General features: G+C 60.7%; 21 protein-coding genes. 7 read left to right on the top strand and 14 right to left on the bottom strand.

All coding sequences use genetic code 11. The features are described from left to right. Positions 1 to 178: 178 nt before the first annotated feature. Genes DN611_RS06415 through DN611_RS06405 form a run of 3 tightly spaced genes read left to right on the top strand, consistent with a single transcriptional unit; the run spans position 179 to position 3931 of the window. Entirely contained in the window at positions 179 to 1039 is an 861-nt protein-coding gene (locus DN611_RS06415; RefSeq protein ID WP_021748819.1) for an ABC transporter ATP-binding protein, read from the top strand. After that, positions 1036 to 3225 (top strand): hypothetical protein, encoded by a 2190-nt coding sequence (locus tag DN611_RS06410; RefSeq protein ID WP_119310915.1) that lies wholly within the window; start codon positions 1036 to 1038, stop codon positions 3223 to 3225. Before DN611_RS06415 ends, DN611_RS06410 begins: the two co-directional genes overlap by 4 nt. Further along, positions 3218 to 3931, top strand: coding sequence for a hypothetical protein (locus tag DN611_RS06405; protein ID WP_119310914.1), 714 nt, complete (start codon positions 3218 to 3220; stop codon positions 3929 to 3931). The genes DN611_RS06410 and DN611_RS06405 overlap by 8 nt, the downstream gene beginning before the upstream one ends. A gap of 299 nt (positions 3932 to 4230) precedes the next feature. Here the strand turns inward: DN611_RS06405 and DN611_RS06400 are convergent, their stop codons facing one another. From DN611_RS06400 to DN611_RS06370, 7 genes are all read right to left on the bottom strand, one after another. After that, positions 4231 to 5169 carry a 3-hydroxyacyl-CoA dehydrogenase family protein gene (locus tag DN611_RS06400; protein ID WP_021748823.1) on the bottom strand — a complete coding sequence of 313 codons (939 nt, stop codon included), beginning with the start codon at positions 5167 to 5169 and terminating at the stop codon, positions 4231 to 4233. A 32-nt stretch (positions 5170 to 5201) separates the two neighbouring features. Further along, on the bottom strand, positions 5202 to 5978 hold the full coding sequence (locus DN611_RS06395; protein WP_036627612.1) for a 3-hydroxybutyrate dehydrogenase: 777 nt from the start codon (positions 5976 to 5978) through the stop codon (positions 5202 to 5204). Positions 5979 to 6026: 48 nt separating this feature from the next. Continuing rightward, positions 6027 to 7343, bottom strand: coding sequence for a GntP family permease (locus DN611_RS06390; protein WP_021748825.1), 1317 nt, complete (start codon positions 7341 to 7343; stop codon positions 6027 to 6029). Positions 7344 to 7593: 250 nt separating this feature from the next. Further along, positions 7594 to 8487 carry a LysR family transcriptional regulator gene (locus tag DN611_RS06385; RefSeq protein ID WP_025544428.1) on the bottom strand — a complete coding sequence of 298 codons (894 nt, stop codon included), beginning with the start codon at positions 8485 to 8487 and terminating at the stop codon, positions 7594 to 7596. A 405-nt stretch (positions 8488 to 8892) separates the two neighbouring features. Next, a complete protein-coding gene (locus DN611_RS06380; protein ID WP_119310913.1) occupies positions 8893 to 9525 on the bottom strand; it encodes a TetR/AcrR family transcriptional regulator in 633 nt (210 codons plus the stop codon). A gap of 200 nt (positions 9526 to 9725) precedes the next feature. Next, a complete protein-coding gene (locus DN611_RS06375) occupies positions 9726 to 10202 on the bottom strand; it encodes a flavodoxin (RefSeq protein WP_021748829.1) in 477 nt (158 codons plus the stop codon). A 22-nt stretch (positions 10203 to 10224) separates the two neighbouring features. Beyond that, positions 10225 to 11115: a DUF362 domain-containing protein gene (locus DN611_RS06370; RefSeq protein WP_119310912.1), complete on the bottom strand. Its 891-nt coding sequence runs from the start codon at positions 11113 to 11115 to the stop codon at positions 10225 to 10227. 264 nt (positions 11116 to 11379) lie between these two features. Here DN611_RS06370 and DN611_RS06365 point away from each other — a divergent pair, with 264 nt between their 5' ends. The 4 genes from DN611_RS06365 to DN611_RS06350 all read left to right on the top strand — a co-directional run bounded on the left by DN611_RS06365 (position 11380) and on the right by DN611_RS06350 (position 15288). Next, positions 11380 to 12006: a Crp/Fnr family transcriptional regulator gene (locus DN611_RS06365; protein WP_021748832.1), complete on the top strand. Its 627-nt coding sequence runs from the start codon at positions 11380 to 11382 to the stop codon at positions 12004 to 12006. Positions 12007 to 12186: 180 nt separating this feature from the next. Further along, positions 12187 to 13326: a TRAP transporter substrate-binding protein gene (locus DN611_RS06360; protein WP_021748834.1), complete on the top strand. Its 1140-nt coding sequence runs from the start codon at positions 12187 to 12189 to the stop codon at positions 13324 to 13326. A 52-nt stretch (positions 13327 to 13378) separates the two neighbouring features. Further along, entirely contained in the window at positions 13379 to 13909 is a 531-nt protein-coding gene (locus DN611_RS06355) for a TRAP transporter small permease subunit (RefSeq protein WP_021748835.1), read from the top strand. After that, a complete protein-coding gene (locus DN611_RS06350) occupies positions 13906 to 15288 on the top strand; it encodes a TRAP transporter large permease (protein ID WP_197714238.1) in 1383 nt (460 codons plus the stop codon). Before DN611_RS06355 ends, DN611_RS06350 begins: the two co-directional genes overlap by 4 nt. Before the next feature lie 93 nt (positions 15289 to 15381). On the opposite strand, the gene DN611_RS06345 is transcribed toward DN611_RS06350, so the two are convergent. The 7 genes from DN611_RS06345 to mtnK form a co-directional block, all read right to left on the bottom strand. Beyond that, positions 15382 to 16140: an ATP-binding cassette domain-containing protein gene (locus tag DN611_RS06345; protein WP_119310910.1), complete on the bottom strand. Its 759-nt coding sequence runs from the start codon at positions 16138 to 16140 to the stop codon at positions 15382 to 15384. Between the two features lies 1 nt (position 16141). After that, positions 16142 to 17074 carry a glycine betaine ABC transporter substrate-binding protein gene (locus tag DN611_RS06340; RefSeq protein ID WP_119310909.1) on the bottom strand — a complete coding sequence of 311 codons (933 nt, stop codon included), beginning with the start codon at positions 17072 to 17074 and terminating at the stop codon, positions 16142 to 16144. Positions 17075 to 17078: 4 nt separating this feature from the next. Next, positions 17079 to 17720 (bottom strand): ABC transporter permease, encoded by a 642-nt coding sequence (locus DN611_RS06335; RefSeq protein ID WP_119310908.1) that lies wholly within the window; start codon positions 17718 to 17720, stop codon positions 17079 to 17081. Positions 17721 to 17727: 7 nt separating this feature from the next. After that, positions 17728 to 18339, bottom strand: coding sequence for a 4Fe-4S binding protein (locus DN611_RS06330; protein WP_021748840.1), 612 nt, complete (start codon positions 18337 to 18339; stop codon positions 17728 to 17730). 337 nt (positions 18340 to 18676) lie between these two features. Beyond that, positions 18677 to 19342 (bottom strand): class II aldolase/adducin family protein, encoded by a 666-nt coding sequence (locus tag DN611_RS06325; protein WP_025544432.1) that lies wholly within the window; start codon positions 19340 to 19342, stop codon positions 18677 to 18679. A gap of 279 nt (positions 19343 to 19621) precedes the next feature. Continuing rightward, positions 19622 to 20674, bottom strand: a complete 1053-nt coding sequence (locus tag DN611_RS06320; RefSeq protein WP_119310907.1) for an S-methyl-5-thioribose-1-phosphate isomerase — start codon at positions 20672 to 20674, stop codon at positions 19622 to 19624. A 13-nt stretch (positions 20675 to 20687) separates the two neighbouring features. Next, positions 20688 to 21893, bottom strand: coding sequence for an S-methyl-5-thioribose kinase (mtnK, locus tag DN611_RS06315; RefSeq protein WP_025544433.1), 1206 nt, complete (start codon positions 21891 to 21893; stop codon positions 20688 to 20690). Positions 21894 to 22191: the final 298 nt, after the last annotated feature.

The raw sequence follows: 22191 nt of genomic DNA, 5'->3' as shown, positions 1-22191 counted from the left end.
CCGCCAATCTATATGGAAGAAAACGAGTCCGCCGCAAAACAGAAGTGTTCTGCGGCGGACTTTTTGCAAGATATTTCCCGGTGTCCGCTTCTCCACACAAACCACACATAATCTCCAACTCCCCTCCACACAGCCATGGTATCCTTTCCGTATCCCAAGCAGAAAGGATCCCGATCACATGGAAATCAACATTCAAAACGTCAGCATGACCTACCCCAGCGGAAAACAGGCCCTGCAGAACCTGAGTCTGGAGCTCCGGTCTCCCAGCCTCATCGGCCTGCTGGGGCCAAACGGCGCGGGCAAGTCCACTCTGATGAAGCTGCTGGTGGCCGCCCTGCTCCCCACATCCGGCTCCATTCTGGTGGACGGACAGCCCCTTCTCAAGACGGAGCGGCAGCTGAAGGCCCAGCTGGGCTATCTTCCCCAGGACTTCGGGTTGTTCAACGAGCTCACCGTGGCCCAGTTCCTGGACTATATGGCCGCCCTGAAGGGGCTGCGGGACTCCGGAACAGCCGTCCGCGAGGTGATCCGGACGGTCAATCTGGAGGGGCAGGCCCGCGCCCGCATCCGCAGCCTGTCCGGCGGACAGCGCCAGCGGGTGGGCATCGCCCAGGCCCTGCTGGGCGCCCCTCCCCTCCTGATCCTCGATGAGCCGACGGTGGGGCTGGACCCGGAGGAGCGCATCCACTTCCGCAACCTGTTCTCCCGCACGGCCCAGGACCGGCTGGTACTGCTGTCCACCCACATTATCGAGGACGTGCAGTCGGTGTGTGACCGGCTGGTGGTCATCGACCACGGGCAAATCCTGTTCACCGGCACGCCGGAGCAGTTGATTCAGGCGGCAGAGGGCCATGTGGGCGTGTTCTGGGAACGGGAAGCCGGTCAGGAGCAGGGCCTGCACATCACCGCCCGGGTCAACACCAGCCAGGGCGTCCGATGCCGCGCAGTGGCGGACGCGCTGCCCGCCTATGTCCAGCGGTCGGAACCGTCTCTGGAGGACGCCTACCTCTATCTCATCTCACGGGAGGCGGTACAATGAAGCTCCTGCGTCTGTTCCCCCTGGAGCTGGGACGGCTTCTGCACAGCCGCATGACCTGGCTCATCGTTCTTCTGACCGTCATCTCCCCCGCAGTAGGACTCGTCCTCTACAAGCCGGCCATTGCCAGCACCATGCTCTCCATGTACCTGGCCAATCCGGCCCTGGCCGGAGGGGCGGCGGGCGGTATTCTCTTCGGCCTGCTCACAGTATATGAGCTGGACCGGGCCGGCCGCAGCCGTGTGGAGGTGCTTACCAATGCGGTTGTTTCTCCTCTAGCCGCGGCGCTGGTACGCCTGCCGGCCCTGCTGGCGGCAGCCGGACTGGCGCTGGTCCTCACCATGCTGGTGTGGCTTCCCATCAGCTGTGGGCTGATCGGCTCCGTCTTTGACGGGGGCGACTATGTCCTGGCGTACCTGCTGTTCATGGGACTGGCGCTCCCGCTGTCTATTCTGGCTGCCTCTGCCGCCTATCAATATACCCGGCGGGCGGACCTGTCCCTGGTGCTCTTTGCCGCCTTTGCGGCGTTGAGCCTGACTGTCTGGGCGGACAACTGGCAGCTCTGCTGGCTGAACCCCTGCGTGTGGGCGCTGTCGGACGATTTCTCCAATTTCCGCATCTTTCGGTCCGTAGCCTGGATGCGGCTCACCTGGCTGGCGGCCCTGGCGGGGATCTGGACGGTGTCGTATCTCTGCATCCGGCAGTACGGGAAGGGGCTGCCCGGCTCCCTGGCCCGGAGCGTGCGGCGGGCCCACCGGCCTATCATCGCCCTGTCGCTTCTGGCCTGTTCCGGCTTTGCCTATGCCGCCCAGCCCCTGGTGGACCACAGCAACCCCGACCAGACGGTTATGGACTTCTACCAGGTTCCCTATGCGGAGAATGTGGTCTGCACCAGCCGCAGCGCCCAGGTATTCCCGGACACCACCGCTGGGACGGTCTCCGGCACGGCGGCCTACCGGTTCCGGAACACCTCCGGGCAGGTGTGGACAGCGGCCTTCGGCGTCAATCCGGGCTATACCATCTCCAACGTGCGGGTCAACGGCGCCGAAGTGCCCTTCTCTGTGAGCGACTATCAGGAGTACAACGAGGCCATGCTGGAGGTGGCCCTCCCGTCGGACCGGGAGATCGAACTGACTATGGACTACGGTGGCTTTCCCCGGGAAAACCGGAATGTGTCCATCATGCAGGGCGGCACGGAGATCAGCTCTGAATACCTATGCCTGGAAAATGCCGGATTGTCTCCCCGCCTGATAAACGTGCTGCCGGGGGAAAACGGTTATCCCACCACCATCGAGATCACGCTTCCCGCATCCATGTCGGTCATCCCCTTCGGGGCCAGCAAGGCGGAGGTCGTCGCAGAACAGACAGACGGCACAAAAACCTGGCGCTATGACTCCAACAGCGCCGGCGGCATTCTCTATGCCGGGGACTACATCCGCCAGGATATCCAGGCCGGCGGCATGGACATCGAATTCTACTACGGCCGCAAGCATCAGGCCGTCATGGAGGCCGCCGGGGCGGCGGAGGCCGTGAAGTCGGTGGTGGACTACTGTACAGCGCACTACGGCATGTTGTCCTTCGGCAGCGGCGATACCCTGAAGCTCATTCAGAGCCGGGTGACCGGCGGCGGCTACGCCGCAAACGGCGCCAGTCTGCTGGACGAGGCAGACTTCACCGCCGACAATCTGAGCGATACCGGCAAGGGCGGCGGAGCCGGAGAAGTCATGATCCACGAACTGGTCCATCAGTGGTGGGGCCTTGGAAACATGTTTGATGCGTCGGATGAAAGCAGCCCCTGGTCGGCAGAGGGCCTGACGGTCTACACCACCTACCGTATTGTCAAGGAGCGATACGGCCCATCCTACGCACAGGAGCACTATGTGGACCAGTGGCAGCAGGCGGTGGACAACTATTACCTGAACTTCTATGTCCGCAATCCGGACTATTTGGAGGCGCTGCCCGAAGAGGAGCGGCTGGAGATCTCCAATAGCCTCCGCTATGTGCGGCAGTACTGCGAAATGCCCCTGAAGATTTTGAAAGCGGAGCAACTGGTCGGCGGCGAGGAGGCCATGGACCGGATCCTCCGCGGCCTGTTCAACCGGGAGCTGGATCCCATGTATCCCTATCTGACCTACCAAGACTTTTTAAACGCCTGCGGGCTGACAGAGGAGGACCTGAACCTTGCGTAAAATTTTTCTCTATGAGTGCAAGCGCCTGCTGTGGAACAAATTTTTCGCCGGGCTTGTGCTGGTGCTCCTGTTCTACGGCTGGCAGGTGCTGCGGCGCGTGACCATCCTCGGGGTGTCCCACACCGCCCCCTTTTCCCCCTGGAGCTTCGGGGACTTTCTGAGCCGGATGCTCCCGCTGCTCTGGATCGGGGCGCTGTTTTTCCTGACCTTCTTCACCTCGGAAAAAGCCCGACGGGCAGCAGTGCTCACAGACGCGGCTCCCCTTCTGCCCCGCCGGTACGCCCTGGCCCGGTGCGCCGCCGCTCTGACCGGCACCGCCCTGCTGGCGCTGGCCTGCATCTCAGAAGCCGCCTGCTTCTATGGGATCTATTTCGGCTGGTATGGCTGGAGCGGCCTGGTATTTCCCACGCTGGTCACACTGGTCCCTCCGCTGGTGTTCGCACTGGGCAGCGGCTGGCTGTTGGGAATGCTCCGGCCCTGGCTGCTCTATGTCTGGATGCTGGTTTCTCCCGTCTGTCTGGCGCTCCCCCTGCCGGAATCGCTGGGGCTGTGGAACGGGCGCCTCTTCGCCCAGTATCCCCTGACCCTGGGGACACTGGACCCGGCGTTTACGCTGCCGGCGGCCGTTCTTTTCGTCCAGTTCGTCCTGCTGGCGAGCGGCGTGGTCCTGCTGGCGGTTCGGCCCGAGGGCCAGCGGCAGCACTGAACAGGCCGCCTCCGTCCGCGCCGCATCGGAGAAGGGTGAATTTCCTGTAATGTAATTTTACTTTTCACCAATTAAAGCACAGTAATATTTTCGTTTTGATGGAAACAATTGTCCTCCTCTCCGAATCCGGCCTGTGGGATCAGGCGGCTCCGTATCCGGAAAGTGGAAAACCGTTCCAGGCAGGACGGCATGTGTGCAAAGAGCCCGGCACGCCGCAGTGTGCTCCCCTCTTTCCAAAAAGACAGGCATCCGGAGATTCCGGATGCCTGTCCTTCTGCTTTTGAATCAGCTGCGAGCGGTCACTTCACATCGGGCATGGCCCACTCTTTAACGCCCGCAAAGTACGGGCTCTGCTTACGGCGGCGGAAGTCGTCCGCGTCCTTCTGAGACCAGTCGTACAGGCCCTGCCCCGCCGCCTGCCCGGTCTTGCCGGTGGCCAGGCCGTCCAGCACCAGCTGCTGGAGCTCCCGGGTGCCGCACAGGTCCGGATAGACGTTCTTTGCAATGGCGCTCTCCAGTTCGTATCCCACGGCGTCGAAATACTCCAGCAGGCCGATGGATGCATAGCGCATTCCCACGGCGTACTTCACCGCCCGGTCAATGTCCGCCGCGGTGGTGACTCCCTGCTCAATGAGGTAGATGGACTCCCGGAACAGCGCCTGGGCAAAACGGTTCACCAGGAAGCCGGGCACACTGCGGTTCAGCACCACTACCTGCCGGTGCAGCGTCTCCAGCAGCGCCAGCGTACGGGTCACTGTGTCCTCCGCCGTCTTTTCGTGGCGCACCACCTCCACCAGGGGCAGCATGTGCACCGGCTGGAACGGATGCGCGATCAGAAGACGCTCCGGGTGGGAAACCAGCCCCGCCAGGATCTCTGCGTCGATGGAGGACGTGCAGGAGGCGATCACCACGTTGGGCGCAGCGTTCTGCTCGATGGTCTCATAGACGGCCCGCTTCTCCTCAGTGCCCTCCGCCACTGCCTCGAAGACGAAGGTGTGCTCCTGCAGAGCGGCAGGGTCGTTGGTGATGGTGACCAGGGCCATGGCGGCCTGCTTGTTGCCCTCCGTAGCCAGGCCCTCGGCGATCAGGTCATCCCAGTTCTGCTCGATGGACTTCCGGCACCGCTCCAGCCCCCGCTCCGAGTGTCCGATGACCGTGCAGGGCAGGCCGTTGCCGATGATGAGCGTGGCCTGGCAGGAACCGATGGTGCCCGCTCCATAAACCGCAATTCGTTCCATAGCTGCCTCCTTTTATGATTCCTATGATTCTATTACATCATGGCCCAGCCGTGGGTCAGCCGCAGGGACTGGCCCGTCAGAGCGCCCTGATCCTTGGACAGGAATACCAGCGTGTTGGCTACATCCTCCACCGTGGTGAACACCCCGTCCACGGTATCCCGCAGCATGATGTTCTTCACCACTTCCTCCTCCGTAATGCCCAGGGAAGCCGCCTGCTCGGGGATCTGCTTTTCCACCAGCGGCGTCTTGATGAAGCTGGGGCAGATGGTATAGGTGTAGATGCCGTACTCGGCGCCCTCCCGGGCGATGGCTTTTGCCAGTCCGGCCACGCCGTGCTTGGCGAAGTTGTAGGGCTCTTTCAGCTTGGAGCCCACGAAGGACTGTACGGAGCCGGTGAACACGATCCGGCCGCCCTTGCCGGAGGCCTTCATCCGGCGGTAAGCCGCCCGGGACACCAGGAAGGCGCCGTCGGCGTGAATGGCCATCATCTTCCGCCAGTCCGCGAAGGGATACTCCTCAAAGGGGTGGACGATCTGCACACCGGCATTGGACATGACCAGATCGCAGGAGCCGTAGGTCTCCATCATCTTGTCAAAACCAGCCTCCACCTCCTGCTCATCGGCCACATCCATGTGGACGGCGATGGCGGAGAGGCCCTCTGCTGCCAGTTTGGCAGCCAGTTCCTCCGCAGCGGGCAGATTCACATCCGCCACCACGACGCCGTAGCCCTCCTGCGCCATGCGCTCGGCGCAGGCCTTGCCGATACCGGACGCAGCACCGGTAATCAATGCGGATTTCATAGTCATCATGATTTCCTCCTCAATCATTTATCTTGTATCTTGATCTCGTCCGAAGCGTCAGACGATGCCGATGGTACCCAGAATGATGGCAACGATATTGGCCAGGATGGGAATTGCGCCGGCCACTATGAACATATCGAAGTATCCGCGCTTGTGGGAGATCTTGCAGTAGGACAGATAGGTGACCACCGCGCCGTCATGGGGCATGGTGTTCAGTCCGCCGCAGGCGATGGAGCCAACCCGGTGGAACACCGCCAGAGGAATGCCGGAGGTCTGGGACATCTGAATAAAGTTATCCGCCAGAGCGTCCAGGGCGATCTGGAGACCGCCGGAGGCGGAGCCTGTGGCACCAGCCAGGACATTGATGGCAATGGATTCTGCGATCAGGGGACTGCCGCCGATTCCCAAAACCAGCTCGGACAGGAACGCAAAACCCGGGGTAATCTTCACAACGGAGCCGAAGCCTACCGCTGCCGCGGTGTTCATAATGGCGGACACTGCGCTCTGGCAGCCCTTGTTGCAGGTCTCACCTACATTGGTCAGATACACACTGCCCCGCACCTTTCCCATCAGGAACAGGAACACCAGGGAGAGCAGGATCCCCGCCAGCAGGCACACCACGATGTTCATCTTGAACACATTCAGCAGGATCACAATGACCACAAAGGGGATAAAGCAGCACCAGGCCGGGGGCAGCTTATCGTCCGGCACCTCCTCCGGCATCTCATCCGGTTCGTCATACCCCTCGCCCGCGGCACGGAACTTCTTGGCCCGCCAGCTCAGCCACAGGACAGGACCCACGAACATGATGATGGTGCACACAATCCCGATCACAGGCGCCGCCGTGGCGGTGGTTCCGAAATACTCTGTGGGAATCAGGTTCTGGATCGTCGGCGTGCCGGGCATCGCGCTCATGGCAAAGGTAAAAGCGCCGGTCATAATCGTGGCCGGAATCAGGCGCCGGGTAATGTCAGCCTCCTTGAACAGCCCCAGCACAATGGGATACATGGAGAAAATGATGACGAAGCCTGAGATCCCGCCATAAGCCAGCACACCGCCGCACAGGACGGAGGCAAAGATCGCTTTGTCCCGCCCGACCAGCTTTACAACGGCTTTCGTCAAAGAGACCGCGCCGCCGGAATCCTGCATGATCTGGCCAAAAATCGCGCCCAGCATAAACGCCGGGAACCACTCCTTGACGAAGCCGACCATACCCTCCATGTAGTTCTGCGTATAGGCGGTAAACATGTCCAGCCCGCCGGTGAAGGCCACCAGCAGCGCGCAGACAGGAGCGGCCCAAAGCAGGGATTTTCCACGGAATGCCAAAAAGATCAGCAGCGCAAGGCCGACAATAATGCCAACCAAACTTAACATAAAGGCTTTCTTCCTCCCGCTATCAGAATGTAGATCTGGTCCAGGCTACAACTCTGGACGGATCCGGGGTTCACACAGAAAAGCCGCCGGCCGGCAGTGCTTCCAATGTTTATCATAGCGGAAGAATATATAAATTTCAATAATTTAATTTATCAAAAATTATATAGAATTTTTATTGTAAAATTCCAATTCTATAATATTATTCAAAAAATATTATTATAGAAAATAATAGCTCGCTTCAATACCCGTCTTAAAGGTCATCCGGCGGGAGATGGTGCTTGCAGTAATCCAGAAACAGCGCGCAGGCTTTCGGCATATACTTGTCCTTGTTCCAGGCCAGCACGATGTCCCAGTATTTCATGCTGTCGCTCATGGGCACGCAGCACACATTAGGATCCGGATGCTTGTCCAGCACCGGCTTGGGCAGGATGGAAACCGCATGGTTTTTTGACACCAGCTCCACCATGAAATCCCACTGGGAGCTGAGCAGGGCGAATTTCGGCCGGAAACCGGCCGCATGGCAGGCGTCCACGATCTGTTCGTGGAGAATGAAGTCCTGATTGAAGATGGCGAAAGAGTCATCCCGGAGCTGGGAGACCGTGACGGAGGGCTCCTTCGCCAGCGGGTGGCTCTTGTGAAGCAGCGCCACGTTCCTCTGGGTGGAAAAATGACAGTAAGCAAAGGAGGACAGGCGTTTGGAATTGAGCGTGACGGCGATATCCACCTCGCCGCGCTCGATCCGCTGGTCGATGCGGTAGGCGCCGTCCTCAATCATCTTGATCTCAATATTGGGATACTCCATGGAGAAATTGGGGATCAAGTCGCCGAAAAAGCAGGCGCCGAACAGCGGAGAGAGGCCCAGGGTGAATTTGCCGGAGCTGTTTTTGTTGGTGGTCTTCATATCGTCCAGCGTCTCCTGATACAGGTCCAGGATCTGCTTGGCCTTGGTCCACAGGCGCAGACCCTCGTCGGTCAGGTGCTGCTCCCGGTTGAAGGCGTAAAAGAGCTGAACACCCAGCTCCTCCTCCAGTTTTTTGACCGTGACGGACAGCGTGGGCTGCGACACTGCCAGACTCTCTGCTGCCTTGGAGTAGCTGCCCGCCTGTGCCACCGCCGTAAAATAATACAACTGTTTGATATCCATAGGAACGCCTTTCTGCCCTGTGCTGGTATCGGGGCCCATTTTGTTTCATCATAGCCCAATTTTCCCAAAATGGAAACCCCAAAATGCGGAGCCGCAGTCTTTTTCGGTAACATACCGGGGTGGATCATGGCACCCTTCCGGTTTGAGAAACGGTCCCGGGCACCTACAAGGGCGGCCTTCTATGCTTGATTGGAGGCGGGCGCATGGGCCAGCGGGCCGCAGCGTCCGGGTGCTTCCAACCGGCCCTCCAGGATTTCAGCTCCCTTCCCGGCAGCTCCTGTCGGAAAGGCAGCATCCCCACAGTCTTCCGCCGCTTCCACCCAAGAAAAGCAGCCCCGCGCCGGTCCGGCGCAGGGCTGTCATTCAGACAGGAAACGGAACGCCGGGTCCGGCGGACCTCCTCCCTCACATTTGAAATCCCTGCAGCAGCTTGGCGGTAAACGACCGCGTCAGCTCCCGGACAGAAAGCCGGACATAGCCGACGCCCGCCAGCTCCATAGCCGTACGCTGCTGCTCCGTTACTGCGGTATAGGGGTAAATACCGAACATGAACGGGAAAAAAGCATAGAGGAATCCCTGCACGTCCTCATCCGTCATCCGGGGAAAAAACTTCTCCAGGCAGTGGGTCACGGCCAGCAGGGAGCCGCCATACGCCTTCTTGAACGCCACCAGATTTTCGATCCGACTGTTGGCCTCCATATCATAGTGATTCATGGCCATCAGCTTCAGCAGCCGCTCCCGCCGCTCCAGCGTGCGGGCCAGCTCGTCGGAAAAAGCATCCACGGACAACTTCCGGTGTCCACAGCGCAGGGCGTCCAGATCCTCGATCCATGCCTCGTACTCCCGCTGGAACAGAGCCAGAAAGATCTCCTCTTTTGTCTGGAAATAGTTATAGATCGACGTTCTGGTGAAAGAGGTCTTCTCCCCGATCTCCTTCAGCGTGATCTCCTTGAAGCTCCTGGTCTCATAGAGTACGGCACAGGCATTGACAATCTCCGCTTTCCGCGCGTTCGTCAGCTCTTCTGATCCTCTCGGCATGGCAGTTCCCTCTCTTGTTTCCATGGGTTTCCGGCACGCATTCCGCGCCTATGGTCCCAGTGCTGTTCAAACACATGATACCGGTTTCCCATCGCTGTGTCAAATAGAACACGGGGCGTCCGTCCACAGCTCTCACCCAGCCGGATGTGCCGGGTATTGGGAACGCCTGCTCAAGGCCGGTGTCCTGCGGCCCCGGCGCTTCAGCACCCCGAATTCAGCACGCTTTTGGTCCAGGCGGCCGCATCCATGTGGTTGAGCAGCTTGCCCTTCTTCCAGTTGGCCTGGGGACAGTGGGACTTCAGGCTCCGCTCCGCCTTCTCGATCCCGCTGCCGCCGGAGGTGGCGAAGGGAATCACCGTCTTGCCGGAAAAATCAGATCTCTCCAGGAACGTGTCCACGATACGGGGCTCCACATACCACCAGATGGGGAAGCCGACGAACACGGTGTCGTACTGGTCCAGATCCGCCGCCGGTGCCGCGATGGCGGGGCGGCAGGCTGGATCGTTCATCTCCAGCGTGCTGCGGCTCTTCTGGTCCATCCAGTTCAGGTCCGCAGCGGTATAGGGCTCTGCCGGACAAATCTCATACAGATCCGCTCCAGCGGCCTTTGCCATCTCCTTCGCCGTGCGGGCCGTGACGCCGCTGGCGGAAAAATAGGCGATCAATATCTTGCTCATTGCAGGTTGCTCCTTTCAATGCTTACAGTTCGGTCAGATCATACGCCCGGGAGCCGAAGCCCAATTCCGCTGCGGCCTCGATGGTGTGGATGCCGTTGCGGCTGTTCACCCGCTCCATGAAGTGTTCCCTGCCCGGATCATCGGATTGCATTACCAGGTCGATACAGGCCTGGTCGATGGCCACTGGGTCCAGAGAGGCCAGGATGCCGATGTCCTTCATGCAGGGATCCTCGGCCACGGCGCAGCAGTCGCAGTCCACGGACAGGTTCTTCATCACATTGATGAAGGCAATCTTGCCCCGAAAGTGCTCTATCACGCTGGAGGCAGCATCCGCCATGGCCTCTGGAAAGACCACGGAGCTGGCGTGCTGCTCCCAGGTCTTGAAGCGGTCATCGGTTTTCCCGGCGGAGTGGATCAGCGCCTTCCCCGCCCGGGAGGCGCAGCCGATGGCCAGTTGCTTCAGGGCGCCGCCGTAGCCGCCCATGGGGTGGCCCTTGAAGTGGGCCAGCACCAGCATGGAGTCATAATGCAGGATGTGTTTGCCCACGTGGTTCTCCTTCAGGACCTTGCCATTGGGGATGGGCCACACCACGTCGGGGCCCTCGGCGTCCATCAGGTCCACGTCGAAGTACTTGGTCCAGCCATGCTCCTGCAGCAGCTTCCGGTGGGACTCCGTATGATCCCGGACACCGCCGGCCGCATCACCATAGGCGGTATTGCACTCCACGATGGTGCCGTGGACCTCCTCTACCATGGGACACCAGAATTCCGGACGCAGGAAATTCTGGTTGCCCTTCTCCCCGGAGTGGACCTTCACGGCCACCTTGCCGGGCAGCTCCACGCCCAGGGCACGATACAGCTCCACTACTTTTTCAGGCGTGATCTCCCTTGTGAAATAGACATTCGCTCTCATATTGCAGGTCTCCTTATTGACATAGTGTCAGTATCTGCATTATAGCCGTATTCTGACACGATGTCAATAGATTTTCAACAGAAATTCCGCTCTCCACCCAGGTGATTCCCAGGATAGCCTTCTGTGTGTCATCCGTTTCTTGCATTTAAAAAATTTTTGAATAAAATGTTAACTTTTTTCTGTTTGAGGACAGAAAAATTAACCTGTGTTAATGCAATCTTCCCTGCAATTTTGTATAATTGCGGCGAAAGAAAGGAAGATGCGATGCATATTCAGGATTGTTTGGAGGAGATCCTCCACCTTGAGGATACAGATCTGGCCGCCAGTCTCGCAGATGCCTCAAGGCTTTTTTCCTGCAAAAAGAGGCAGCTTGTCGCCAAGCCGGACGCCTGCTCTGACTGGATCCCGTTTCTGGTCAGCGGAGTCATTCGGGGTTACCTGACGGATGAAAAAGGGCGGGATATCACGGATTGCTTCCTCTACCGGCCTGGAGAGGCCGTGCTGAGTCTCAGCATCTTGACAGCTTCCTTCCCGATCAACTTTGAGGCGGTGACGGACTGTGTGCTCTTGTCCATCCCTACCCAGCTCCTTGCGGAGCAGTTCCAGCAGTCCGCAGAGCTGCAGCAGCTGTATAGTTCTTACCTGCTGGAGAAACTGAAGCTGGAACGGGAGCTGAAGCTCCTTCTCGGCATCAGCTCCGCCATGGAGCGGTACCAGTGGTTTCTCCGCCGCTATCCCGAGCTGGCGGACGTGGTCAGCATCAAGCACATCGCATCCTTTTTATGTATGTCCCCAGTGTCTCTGAGCCGCCTGCGCGGGCAGCTGCGCAAGCGCGGCGAGGAGCCTCCGGTCAAGCAGAGCCGACTCTCAGAAAAGAGCGGGCTCTTTTGATGTCCGCCGCCAGAATATGGGCGGCCCAGCTTGTGGAAGATGTTCTCCCGCGCTCCCCGGCGGAACAGCGGGAGCTTCTTGAATACGGCCCTGCGGCCAACGGAAAGAAGGCGATCCCCGGAACTGAGTGACTTCCCCCTGCACCTGTGTGAAATTAGGAAAGACCAAGGAGAAAGCGAAATGAAAAAGAGATTTTTTGCACTGTTCCTGACCATGGCGCTGCTGCTGCCCGCCGTGCTGCTGTCCGGCTGCGCATCTGCCGACAGCGGCATCATGGACACCGCGAATCTGAACGCCACCGCTGCCGGCGGCGACAGCAGCCTGCCTGTCGTGACCTGGAAGATGGGTTCCGTTTGGGGCGCTGGTAACGTCCACTTCACCGTGGACCAGCGCTTCGCGGAGCTGGTGAGCCAGCTGACCGACGGCCGGTTCATCATTACCAATTACTCCGAGGGCGAACTGTGCTCCGCCAGCCAGCTGTTCGACTTTGTCAGCCAGGGCACCGTGGAGTGCGGCGGCGACTGGGGCGGCTACTGGTCCGGCAAGGACACGGCCTTTGAGCTGCTGTCCACTATCATGGACGACTTCACCGCCCTGGACTACTACACCTGGATCTATGAGGCCGGCGGAATGGACTGCTATAAGGAGATGTACGGCCAGTACAACATGGAGTACTTCCCGCTGGTTACCAACCCCTCCGAGTCCGGCATCCGCTCCGTGTCCCCCATCACCTCCATCGAGGATATGCAGCACATGAAGATCCGCCTGGGCGGCGTCATGGCCGGCAAGGCAGCGCAGAAGCTGGGTATCAACATCACCACCGTGGCCGCCTCCGAGCTGTATGAGTCCCTGCAGCGCGGCGTGATCGACGGCGGCGAGTTCTCCGGCCCCAAGGCCGACGACTCCCTGAAGCTGCAGGAGGTCGCCCCCTACTGGTGCGCCCCCGCCTGGTATCAGTCCGCCGGTGTCAACGGCGTCATGGTGAACAAACAGGCCTGGGAAAGCCTGCCTGAGGCCTATCAGGTGGCCTTTGAGAGCGCCGCCCGCCTCTGCTGCGGTGAGCAGCTCTCCCGTTACATCTACAATGATATGACCGTCACCAATCAGATGATCGAGGATCAGGGCGTCACGGTCACCAGCCTGTCCGACGAGGACATGCAGCTTATCCGCGAAACCTGCATCGAGACCTATAAGGAGGAGTGCGAGATCAACCCCAACTTCAAGATGGTCTATGAGTCCATGCAGGCCTACCGTGAGACTGCCAACAACTACCGCGACTGGACCGGCGACTACGGCTTCGGCTTCAACCGCGGCGAATGAACGCCTCTTCAACAACTGATGAGAGAGTTTATGAAAGAGGTGTGAATTTCTGATGAAAGCCATCAAAGCAATCTACAATGGCATCGACAAGTTCAACGACTTCCTGGGCCGGATCTTCTCCGTCCTGTCGCTGGCAATCCTTGCCGTCATCATGTGCGAGGTCATCCTGCGCCGTATTTTCAACCGGCCGCAGATCTGGACTCAGGACCTGATCGTGATGCTGTTCGCCTGCTATATCATTCTGATCAGCGCGTACGGCCTTCAGAAAAAGGCCTTCGTGGCGGTGGACGTGGTCTACGCCATGTTCCCTGTCCGGGTCCAGCACATCCTGCATATCGTCACATACGCGATCTTCCTGGTCCCCTTCCTGATGGGTCTCGTTCCCGCCAGCTGGACCTTCTTCCTGAACGCGTATACCACCGGTGAGCAGACCTACTCCGTGTGGGCCGCGCCCACCTGGCCGGTGAAGCTCTGCCTGTTCGTGGGGCTGGTGCTGCTCGCCATCCAGGCCGTCTCTGAGATCCTCAAGCATGTGGAGGGACTCGTCACGGCTTCCGCGAACGGAAAGGAGGCGCAGGGATGACTGCGATTTTGGAACAACTGCAGGGGCTGGTTGCAGCCGCTGAGATCCCCGCCGGCACGCTTGGCGTGGCGCTGATCCTCGGCCTGTTCGGCCTGATGGTCGTGGGCCTTGTCCTGGGCCAGGAGCTGGCCTTCGTGCTGGGCGGCGCCGGCGTCATCGTCGGCTGGCTGGCCTGGGGTACCCCCGGCGTCACCATCGCCATGACAAAGATCTACGACCAGATGCAAAGCTACTCCATGGTGGCCATCCCTATGTTCGTGCTGATGGCCAACTTCCTGACCCACTCCAAGGTGGCGGACGGCCTGTTTGAGTCCATCCGTTACCTGCTGGGGCCCCTGAAGGGCGGACTGGGTCTGGCCGTGATCCTGGTTTCCACCGTGTTCGCCGCCACCACCGGCATCGTGGGCGCCTCCGTTGTCACCATGGGCATGCTGTCTCTCCCCGTGCTGCTGCGCAGCGGCTACAAACCCTCCCTGGCCTGCGGCATGGTGTGCGCCGGCGGCTCCCTGGGCATTCTGATCCCGCCCTCCATCATGCTGGTCTCCATGGGCTCTTACGCAGAGGTCTCCGTCGGCAAGATCTTCTTCGCCGCCATGGTCCCCGGTCTGAGCCTGTCCCTGGGATACATCATCTACCTGATGGTGGTCTGCCACATCCATCCCGACTGGGGCCCGGCCATGAGTCCCGAGGAGCTGGCGGAGATGCCCCTGAAGAAGCGCATCACCGGCTCCCTGATCAACCTGATCCCGCCGCTGATTCTGATCTTCGGCGTGCTGGGCTCCATCTTCGGCGGCATCGCCACCCCCACGGAGGCCGCGGGCATCGGCGCCCTGTTCTCCCTGATCCTGGCGATCTTCTACAAGCAGTTCAGCTGGAAGATGCTCTATGAGTCTCTGATCGACACCGCTAAAACCACCGCCATGGTGTTCATCATCCTCTTCGGCGCAGCTGCCTTTACCGGCGTGTTCATGTCTCTGGATGGTGACCAGATCATCGCGGACTGGGTCCTGAGCATGGGTATCGGCAAGTGGGGCGCCTTCGCCATCATGATGGTCATCATGTTCCTTCTGGGCATGTTCATCGACTGGCTGGGCATCGTCATGATCGTGTTCCCCATCTTCTTGCCGATCATGGATACCTTCGGCTTCGACCGGCTGTGGCTGGTGGCCGTCAGCGCCACGTTGCTGCAGACCTGCTTCATGACGCCGCCCTTCGGCTTCGCCCTGTTCTATGTGAAGGGCATCCTGCCTCCGAGCATCAAAATCCAGGAGGTCTACAGGGGCGTTATACCGTTCATTATCATCATCTGTATCGTGACCGCGCTCTGCGCGGTGTTCCCGCCGCTGGTCACCTGGCTGCCCAGCATGCTGGCAAGCTGATCCCCATAAGCGAAGAGGTCCGAAGGACGTACGTCCTTCGGACCTCTTTTCTCTTTTGTCCATTTCCAGCGGACGGCCGGTCTGCCGGAGACGTTACGCCCGGGTCTGAAACACCCGGCTGCGGCGGACCAGCCGCTCCACAAAGGACGTGGCCGGGTGCGCCAGGAGGCGGCTGGGCGCGTCATACTGCTGGATCTGCCCGGCGTCCATCACCAGTGTGCGGGTCCCCAGTTTCAGGGCTTCCGCGATGTCGTGGGTCACAAACAGGACGGTGATGCCGCTCTCCCGGTGGATGCGCAGGAGCTCATCCTGCAGCTGGCCCCGGGTGATCTCGTCCACCGCGCCGAAAGGCTCGTCCATCAGCAGAAGCTCCGGACCGGCGGCCAGCGCCCTGGCGATGCCCACCCGCTGGCGCTGTCCGCCGGAGAGGGCGCGGGGATACCGCCCCGCCAGCGCCGGGTCCAGCCCCACCTGCTTCAGCAGGGCAGCGACTTTTTCTCTGCACTGCTTCCCCTTCCATTCCTCCATGCCGGAGATGGCGGGCACATAGGCAATGTTCTTCTCCACGGTCATGTGGGGAAACAGGCCCACGTTCTGGATGGCGTAGCCGATGCGGCGGCGCAGGGCCACCGGGTCGATTCGGGCCACATCCTGCCCCTGGATCAGGACTCGGCCCGTGTCCGGCGACAGCAGGCCGTTTACCAGCTTCAGCACGGTGGTCTTTCCGCAGCCGGACCGGCCGATGATCGACACAAATGCGCCCGGCTCCACATCCAAAGAGAAGTCCCGCAGAACGGTCTGGGTGCCGAAGGCCTTGGAGACGCCTTCAAAGCGAATGATCGGCTGGGTCATATCACGCCTCCAGCAGGCCCTTCTGGAGCAGGAAGTCCCTGGCCGCATCCCGCTCGTCCCGGCCCTCCACCTCCACCTGGTAGTTGAGCGCGGCCATCTCCCCGTCTGAGAGAATACCGTCCATCTGCATCAGCACCTCCTCCAGACCGGGGAATTTTTCCAATGCGTCCCGGCGGACCACCGTGGAGCAAAAGTAGTTCACCTGCAGATGCTTGTCATCCTCCAGCGTCACCAGGTCTGTGTCCGGATTCGCCAGTTGGGCGTCGGTGGTGAAGGCGTTGGTCACGTCGATATCTCCGCCGGCCAGGGCCTGGTATTTCAGGCCGATGTCGATGTCCACCACATTCCGGAAGTCCAGGCCGTAAGTCTTGCACAGGGTTGGAAAGCCGTCCTCCCGCTCCAGATAGTCCGGGTTTCCGCCGAAGGTCAGCTCACCGGCCGCCCCGGCCAGGTCGCTGGTGGTCTCCAGGCCGTACTGCTCCGCCACATCGCCCCGGACGGCGACGGTGAAGGTGTTGTTGAAGCCGTACTTCCCCACCCAGGTCATGTGGAACTTCTCCTCGTACTCCTGCTGAAGCCGGGTGAACATCTCTGCATCATCCACACCCTCGGCCTGGTGGTCCAGCACCAGTACCCAACCGCTGGAGGTATACTCCGGATAGAGGTCGAACTCTCCGCTCTCCATGGCGGGCTGGATGTTGCTGGTGCCGCCGCCCACGCCCTTAGTGATCTCCACGTCATAGCCGGCCTGCTCAATGAGAAGGCCCAGCATCTCTCCCAGGATGTACTGTTCCGTCATGGGCTTGGTGGCGATCCGGACAGGGTCGCCAGAGCCGGTCTCCCCTCCGGAGGCGGCGCCTCCGCCGCAGCCGGTCAGGGTGCCCAGCATCAGGATGGCTAGGACGGCCGCCTGCAGTCGATTCAGGATGTTCATAAGTTCAGCTTCCTCTCTTTTTGAAATAGCGCTCCAGCGCGCCCAGCGCCAGATCGCAGACAATGGCCAGCAGGGCGATCAGGATGCTGCCCGCCGCCGTCATGGCCGGATCGTAAATGGTGATTCCCCGGTAGACGGCCACGCCCAGGCCACCGGCCCCCACAAAGGAGGCAATGCCAGCCACGGAGATGGTCATGACCACCATGTTCCGCACGCCCGCCAGGATGACTCCGGCGGCCATGGGCAGCTTCACCCGAAACAGCGCCTGTGTCCCCGTACTGCCCATGCCCCTGGCTGCCTCCAGAATATCCGGGTCCAGTGTGGTGAGTCCCACGTAGGTGTTGTGCACCATGGGCATGATGCCGTAAACCGTCAGGGCAATAACGGCAGTCTTGTTGCCGATCCCGCTGAAGGGGATCAGGATGCCCAGCAGGGAGATGGCGGGAATGGTGTACAGCACGTTGCAGACGCCCATCACCGGCGGCGCGATACGGGGATGCTCCGCGATCCAGATGCCTGTCAAAAGACCGATCATGCCGGACATGGCGATGGCGGTCAGAGCCAGGCCGATGTGGGCCTGCAGCAATCCCGCGAACCAGTCTGCCCGCTGGGCGTACAGGCCCAAAATCCCTTGCAGCAGTTCCATGAGCCGCTTACGGGTGCAGGCGGCGCACTGCGTCTGCCGGACAGGCCTCCGCGCAGCGGCCGCACTGGAGGCAGTGCGCCCAGTTGATGACATAGGGCGTTCCGGGAGTGATGCACTTCTGGGGACAGGCTGAGGCACAGGCGCCGCAGCCGATGCATGCATCCTGGATCACAAAGCCGTTGTACTCCTCCGTGTCCCCGCCGTAGGCAAATGTCTCCCGGCTGATGGGATAGTGGAGCAGGTCGAACCACTCGCCATGGCCCGCGTAGATGTGGAAGGCGTCCAGGATATAGCGGCTCTCACCGGGGTAGACCTCGTTCATACCGGGATTCTGCGCAAAGACCTTGTCCACCCAGCTTTTGTCCACGACCCGCAGCTTCCCGGTGAATTTCAGGGACTGGCAGTCTGGACACATGGCTGCCAGGGCGATCTCTCCCGTCTCCACCAGCTGCTTGTAGAAGGGCTTGCCTCTGGAGGTGACAATATACATCCCATCGTCCTCTGCCAGCATCACGTTGATGATCCGGGCCTGGGGATGGCCCTCCGCATCCACCGTGGCGGCGGCTGCGATCTTCACCCGGCGGAACAGGTCCACGTATTTTTTTGCTTTTTCGTTCATGGAGAACACCCTTTCGTTTTCTGATCTGTGCCCCCATGGTAGCGCGGCAGGCGGCTTTCGTAAAGTACGCACAATCTTGTGGCATAGGCACCAACAGGTAACGAATGGGCAGCTGCAAGGTATCGCGGCATTTTGAGACCGGGAAAATTTTTCCCAGGATACGGCTTCACAGGGGCGTCTGCCTTGGCGCTTCAGGAGGCTTTCCCCGCCGCAGGCAAAAAGCCAGCCCCGCGCCTGCTGAGCGCGGGGCTGGCTCTCCTGCAAGATCGCATTTGATGCCGGTGTGTTCAATGCCATCCGGAGGCTGGTGAAGATCTCCGCGGGACCTCCGCCCCGCTCAATATCCGGCCTTGCCGCTGCCGGGCTGGCCGTAGGACCTGAATCGCTCCATGACCTCCGCCATCTGCTCATCCGTCAGGATATTGGGCGTGCCGATGCACATGGTCCGGTACTGCAGCTCCGCGACGTACTCCAGATTACAGGCCAGGCCGTAAGCACTTTTGAGGTCCCTGCCGCAGGCCACCAGGCCGTGGTTGCCCAGCAGAACGGCGTCGCTGCCGCCGCAGGCCTCTATGGCGGCCTCTGCCAGCTCCGCTGTGCCGAAGAGGCGGTACGGCGCGCAGGGGACGGTGGCTGCTCCGGTGTCGCCGATTGCATAGTGGACAGCCCGAAGGGGCTGGCCCAGCACGGCAAAGGTGGTGCAGTACATGGAGTGGGTGTGCACCACGGCCCTGGCGTGGGGCTTGTGGCGATAGAACGCGGTGTGCAGCGCCCACTCGCTGGAGGGCTTGCGGACGCCGTCCACAATGTTGGCCTCCAGGTCCGTGATGACCACGTCCTCCGGCGTGGTGGAGAAATAGTCCATGCCGGAGGGGCTGATGGCCATCAGTCCCTTTTCCGCGTTGCAGACGCTGATATTGCCGCTGGTTCCCGTGCTCAGACGGTCGGTGCTCATTTTCCTGCCGTATTCAACAACCAGCTCTCTTTCCTCCTGCATCAGCATAATTTGCTGCCTCCTGTTTTCATTTTCATTTTTAATTTCTGATATAGCTGCCCGTATGATTCCGGTTTTGCGGACACGCCGGAAAAGGCGGGCGGGGCTTCCGTCCCTTGCCTGATATGCAGCAGAGCACATTTCTCCCGGCGGAGAGGACCTACCCAGATTCCTTCCACACAGCCGGATCGGCCTGCCGGGGGTGCTCTTCGGCATCCGACCCAGCGCCGCAACCGGCATACCGTCCCCCTGCGTTTTCCAATTCTTCCGCCCGGCGGCCCTTTGCCGTCAATAGAACGGCTTGACGTCAGAGTCAAAATAGTTTCCCAGCAGATACGGCACATACACGCCCTTGTCCGTCACCACGCCGGAGATCAGATGCGGCGGCACTACGTCGAAGGAGGGGTAGATGGCCTTCACCCCGGGGAGCGTGTTGGGGATCCCCCGATAAGAGAGGACTTGGGCGGGGTCCCGCATCTCGATGACGATGTCGTCCTTCGTCCGCTTCTCCCGGTCCGGGATGCCGGTGACATAGTAGGGCACCCCGAAACACTTGGCCAGGATGGCGATCTGGAAAGTGCCGATCTTGTTGGCGATATGGCCGTCCCAGGCGATGGAGTCCGCCGCTGAGGTGAAGAGGTCGATGCCCTCCCGCTCCATGGCGTAGGCGATCATATTGTCTGTCAGGACCGTGGTATCGATGCCCATCTGGGCAAAGCAGCTGGACGTGAGCCGGGCCCCCTGTAAATAAGGCCGTGTCTCCGCGCAGTAGGCCCGGAAGGTCTTGTTCTGCCGCCTGGCGGCCCGGATCACTGTGCCGATGATGGTTTCGCCGAAGCACTGGGTCAGGATGGCGCCGCCATTGGGGATCAGATTCGCCAGATAATCCCCCACCACCTGCATGGTGCTGTACCGGCGGTTCAGGGACTCCACGGTGGATGCCACGATGGCCTCCACCGGATCCCGGCCCGCAGCCAGGGTCTCCTTCGCCACATCGGCACAGCGGCAGGTGATCTGGCCGTACCGGTTGGCGGTGGTGGGCCGGGCGTGTGCCAGGTCATAGGCCGCCTGCCGCAGGAACTCCTCCTGCTCCCGTGCGCCCTTGTCCCGGACCTGCCAGGCAGCCAGGGCCATGCCCATGCCCACGGCGGTATAGGGGCCCGCGCTCTGGGTCACCATGTCCGCGATGGCCTGTACCACCTCGTGGTAGTCCGTGCACACCACGAACCGGACCTCTGTGGGATAGACCCGGCGGTCCAGAATGCGGACTTTTCCCTTCTCAAACCACGCCACATGCTCATATTGCAGCAGGAACGGCATATCCCGGTCCATACGTTCCATCTTGCCGCCTCCTTTACGCCAGTATCCCGCGGAAAGCTCTGGTCACAGCGGAGCCATTCAGGCCGCTCTCCCGCTCCCGGATTAGGAAGATACCCATTTTAATCAGGGCCCGCTCCATGGGAATCCGGATGTCCGGGTCTGTGACGGAGGTGACCTCCATGACCTTGGAGTCGCCCACCACCCGTCGGATGATCTCCGTGCCCGCATAGCCGTAGGAGTCGGCCATGACGCCGTCCAGATACGCGCGGCAGAACCCCTCCGCCCGGTACAGGGGGAAGGTCACCAGCTCGTCGTACCTGGCGGTCAGCTTCTCCGCCGTCAGGTCGCACACGCCGCGGATGGTATCCTCCAGCGCCCGGGCAGCCGCCGTGTCCTGCGGCGCGGTAAAACAGCGGTTGGCCCAGGAGAAGAACAGGTTCCCGATGACGTTGCCGATATCATATCCCATGGGACCGTAAAAGGCGAATTCCGGATCAATGACCTTTACGCCCTGTTCGTTGGCAAAGATGGAGCCGGTGTGGAGATCCCCGTGGAGCAGCGCCTGGGCGTTGTTCATGAAGCCGTTTCGGAGCCTGCCCACCTCCCTGTGAAGGGCATCATTTTCATAGAGAAAGGTCCTGACAAAGTCCTCGTTCCCGGGGGTAACGATGTTGCGGCCCTTGTAGTTCCAGTAGGGTTCCGTCAGGACCAGATCCTCCGTGATGTCGCACAGCTCCGGATTGGTGAAGAACTGCACCCGGCGCTTTTTCTCCCGGCGGTCCAGCACCAGATCCGTGGTGGGCAGCAGGGACTGGGCCAGGAAGGTGGAGATGTTCTCCGCCAGATGGCCGTATATCCTGCCCGCCAGCAGCTCCTTGCGGAGGTTCCGATAGGCGGAGATATCCTCCATGGACAGAGCCGCCATGGTCTCGTCATAGTGGTAGACCTCCGGGATGTAATCCGGCGCCAGCCGGGACTCCAGCTGCAGGGCCTGCGCCTCGATCCTGCTCCGATAGATGTCCAGCGGCCGCCCGGAGGAGCGCAGCCGCTTGTCCGCCTGCTTGACGATGACCGAGCGGCCATCCCGCAGAGAGCGGACCCGGAAGACGTAGTTGATGTTGCCGTCGCCGATCTCCGTACAGGTGGTCTCCTCATCCGGGTCGAACCGGTGAAGAACCTCTGCCGCATAGCGCTTGACGTCATCCGGCTTCATGAGGAAAAATTCGCTGAATGCAGACATGGATCAAAGGACTCCCTTCTCATTGCGGACCGAAACGGACAGGCGCGGCTTTTACCCTCTCTTTTCAACCCGGGCAGGATTTCCCGCGTGTTTGAAAATGATGGGTAGACCGGGGCAGCGCCGTTTTGCAGCGGCCAGAGCCTGCCCGGCGGCCAGGGATGATCGGCCCTTCCCCGATTGACCATAGATACTTGTTTCTCTTGCCCCGGCCTGCCGGGATATTCCCCAGGCGTTCTGCCGGACAGGCCAAGGAAGCGTGGCATCTCCCTGTCCGTGGGCGATCAACCAAATCATACCA

This window comes from Oscillibacter sp. PEA192, assembly GCF_003574015.1.
Classification (GTDB): domain Bacteria; phylum Bacillota; class Clostridia; order Oscillospirales; family Oscillospiraceae; genus Oscillibacter; species Oscillibacter welbionis.
The sequence above is the reverse complement of the archived record's forward strand: the minus strand, read 5'-3'. Positions and strand labels throughout refer to the sequence as shown.